3 protein-coding genes are annotated in these 3,499 nt (G+C 65.8%); all 3 read right to left on the minus strand.

Annotation, left to right across the window (positions count from 1 at the left end):
- Nucleotides 1-157: 157 nt before the first annotated feature.
- Nucleotides 158-1,546 (minus strand): pitrilysin family protein, encoded by a 1,389-nt coding sequence (locus tag EN914_RS28620; RefSeq protein WP_024504837.1) that lies wholly within the window; start codon nucleotides 1,544-1,546, stop codon nucleotides 158-160.
- A gap of 135 nt (nucleotides 1,547-1,681) precedes the next feature.
- A complete protein-coding gene (gene rsmD, locus EN914_RS28625) occupies nucleotides 1,682-2,236 on the minus strand; it encodes a 16S rRNA (guanine(966)-N(2))-methyltransferase RsmD (protein ID WP_024504838.1) in 555 nt (184 codons plus the stop codon).
- Nucleotides 2,233-3,499 (minus strand): pseudouridine synthase (locus EN914_RS28630; RefSeq protein WP_164778980.1); only part of this gene is annotated, 1,267 nt, incomplete at its 5' end. The genes EN914_RS28630 and rsmD, both read right to left, overlap by 4 nt.

Raw genomic sequence — 3,499 nt, forward strand, 5'->3', positions numbered from 1 at the left:
CCCCTCAACCAGCCTCCGCTTTGCTCGGCTGACCTCTCCCCGACGGGGAGAGGAGCTTGCCAGCGCTGGCGCCAGCCTCTTCTCCCCAGCGGGAAGAAGGTGGCCGCGAAGCGGCCGGATGAGGGGGCTGCCTCGCTCATGGGGATCGAATTCATCATCAATTCCCCGCTTGTTGCTGCGGCAAGAGATAGCCGGTCGTCGACCGGGCGAGCACCAGATAGCGCGCGGCGACCGCCTTGACCTCGTCTGCGGTGACCTTGCGGATGCGGTCCGTCCATTGCTGGACGTCCTGCACATTGCCGCCGGTGGCCAGCGTCGAACCGTAGATGTTGGCCATGGAATCCTGCTTGTCGCGGGCAAAGATCATCGACCTGACATAGCGGTCCTTGGCCTTTTCCAGTTCCGATGGCGTCACGCCATCCTTGACGATGCGCACCACCTCCGCATCGACTGCCGCTTCGACGTCGGAAATCCTGGCATCGCCGCGCGGCGCGCCGTAGACGGTGAAGTTGGTGTCGTCGAGCATGGTGCCCTGGAAAAAGGCGCCGGCGCTGGATGCGATACCTTGCTGGACGACGAGCGCCTGGTACAGCCGGCTGCGATTGCCGCCGCCGAGGATCTCCGCCAAGAGGTCGAGCGCTTCCGCCTCGCCCGGCTTTCCCGAATGATAGGACGGCACCACCCATTGCGTGGAAAAGCTCGGCACGCTGACGCGCGCGTCGGAGAGCGTGACCGTGCGCTTGGTGTTCTGCTCCGGCTCGACCGGGCGGATGCGGGGCGGCAGATCGGGGCCGCGCGCCACCTTGCCATAGGTCTTTTCGGCCAGCGCCCGCACCGTGTCCGGTTCGACATCGCCGGCGACGATCAGCACGGCGTTGTTGGGCCGGTAGTATTTGTCGTAGAAGGCGGTGGCGTCGACGCGGTTCAGCTGCTGCATCTCCTGCATCCAGCCGATGACCGGAATGCGATAGGGCTGGTTCTGCCACAGCGTCGCATCGACCTCCTCGTCCAGCACAGCCTCGGGGCTGTTGTCGATACGCGAGCGGCGCTCCTCGAGGATGACGTCGCGCTCGGTCTTGATGACATCGTCGGTGAGGATGAGGTTGCGCATGCGGTCAGCCTCGAAGCTCATCATCAGCTCGAGCGCCGACGGCGCCACCGTCTCGTGGAAAGCGGTATAGTCGTAGGAGGTGAAGGCGTTGTTGGAGCCGCCGATATCGGAGACGGCGCGGTCGAACTCGCCGGCCGCATGGTTGGTCGTTGCCTTGAACATCAGATGTTCGAAGAAATGCGCGATGCCGGATTTGCCGGGCGGCTCGTCGGCGCTGCCGATCTTGTACCAGACCATGTGGGTGACGATCGGCGCACGGTGGTCGGGAATGACGACCACCTCCATGCCGTTGTCGAGCAGGAAATCCGTGACCTTGAACTCGGCCGGAACCGTGTTGGGCAAGACGGGGCTCTCGGCCAGCACTGGGCTGGTCACGACAAAAGCCAAGGAGGTCGCCAACAGCGTTCCCCGCAGCCATTCAATCCTGGATGTCATCAACGGCTCCGGTTCTGTCGACAGACGATAGGCAAGGTGCTGGCGACAAGCAAAGTGATTTGTTGATCATGTTGCCGGCAAAGGCGGCGGCAAAGAGGCCGGCCCATGGATGCCCGGCCAAGGATACGAGGCGTATCAGGCCGCCTCGATGAAGCGGATGACGGTCTCGCCATAGTTGCGTTCGTCCAGCACCGAAAAGCCGGGGCCTGGCTCGAAGGACGCCACCGCGGCCTCTTCGACCACGCACAGCGCGCCGGGGCGAAGCCAGCCGCCGGCTTTGGCCGACTGCAAGGCGCGCTCGCCAAGGCCCTTGCCATAGGGCGGGTCGGCGAAGACAAGGCCGAACGGCGCCAGCGTGCCGGCCTCGCCGAGGCCGGTGGCATCGCGGCGGAAGATCTTGGTGCGGCCGGTGAGCCCGAAGGCCTCGACATTGTCGCGGATCAGGCCACGGCCTTCCGCCGATTCCTCGATGAAGACACCGTAGGAGGCACCGCGCGACAGCGCTTCGAGTCCCAGCGCGCCGGTGCCGGCGAACAGGTCGAGCACGCGTGCCCCGTCCAATTGCTCGGCAAAGCGATGCGCCAGCACGTTGAAGACCGCCTCGCGGGTACGATCGGTCGTCGGACGGATGGCGCTCGAGCGCGGCGTCGCCAACGGACGCCCGCGAAACTCACCGCCGACGATTCTCATCTCGCTTTGGGGCCTCGGGGACCGTTGCGCGGACGCTCACCGCCGCCAGCCCCGCCCGGACGTTCGCCGCGCGGCTTGCCGAACGGCTTTGCACCGGCCGGTTTGCCATAGGTCGGTTTGAACGAGGCCTTGCGCGCCTTGGCGTCAGCCGCCTTGGCGGCGTCAGCTTCGGCCCTGCCCTTGCCGATCGGTCGCGCGCCTGGCGCCATCCAGACATTGGCCTTGCGCTGGCCGGGCGGCTCGATCGGCCGCTGCTCGCGCTCGGACTTTTTGCCACCGCCCGGCTTGCCACCAAAAGCACCACGCGGCTTGTCGCCGAAGCCACCGCGCGGTTTGTCGCCGAAATTGCCGCGCGGCTTGTCGCCAAAGCTGCGTTCGGGACGCGGGGCGCGTTCGCCAAAACTCTTCTCAGCGTTTCTGTCGGGGCTTGTCGACAGTTTGCCCAGAGCCTCATCGCGGCTGCCTTCGCGGCGCTTGCGATTCTTGATCAACCCGCCCTCGCCGATCGGGCGGCGCTCGCCATCGCGGGTGAATTTCGGCCGTTCCGGCTCCGGCTCGCGAACTTCGGTGCGCCGCACCGGCTTGTTGGAAAACGGCTTGGTGACATCGGCGTCGAAATTGGCGCCGGATTCCTCGACCAGGCGCTCGCCAAGCTGGTCGCGCAACACCCTGCCCTTGATTTCCAGCACATGGCCCTCGGCGAGGTCATCGAGTTGGAACGGCCCGTAGGAGATACGGATCAGCCGCGTCACGTCGAGGCCGAGCGAACCCAGGATGTTCCTGACTTCGCGGTTCTTGCCCTCGCGCAGGCCGATCGTCAGCCAGGCATTGGTGCCTTGCTCACGGTCGAGCGTCGCTTCGATGGCGCCGTAAAACACGCCGTCGACGGCAATGCCTTCACGCAGGCCGGCAAGCGCGCTTTCCTCGACCTTGCCGTGGACGCGCACGCGGTAGCGGCGCAGCCAGCCGGTGGCCGGCAGTTCGAGCACGCGCGACAGGCCGCCATCATTGGTGAGCAGCAGCAGGCCTTCGGTGTTGATGTCGAGCCGGCCGATGGTCATCAGCCGCGGCAATTCAGCCGGCAGCACGTCGAAGACGGTCTTGCGGCCCTCGGGATCGCGGTTGGTGGTGACGACGCCGGCCGGCTTGTGGAACAGGAACAGCCTTGTGCGCTCGATCGGCGGGATTTCCATACCGTCGAGATGGATGATGTCATCAGGCATCACGTTGAAGGCCGGTGAAGTCAGGGCGCGGCCATTGACC

The organism is Mesorhizobium sp. M7A.F.Ca.CA.001.08.2.1 (assembly GCF_003998455.1).
In the GTDB taxonomy this organism is placed as follows: Bacteria; Pseudomonadota; Alphaproteobacteria; order Rhizobiales; family Rhizobiaceae; genus Mesorhizobium; species Mesorhizobium ciceri.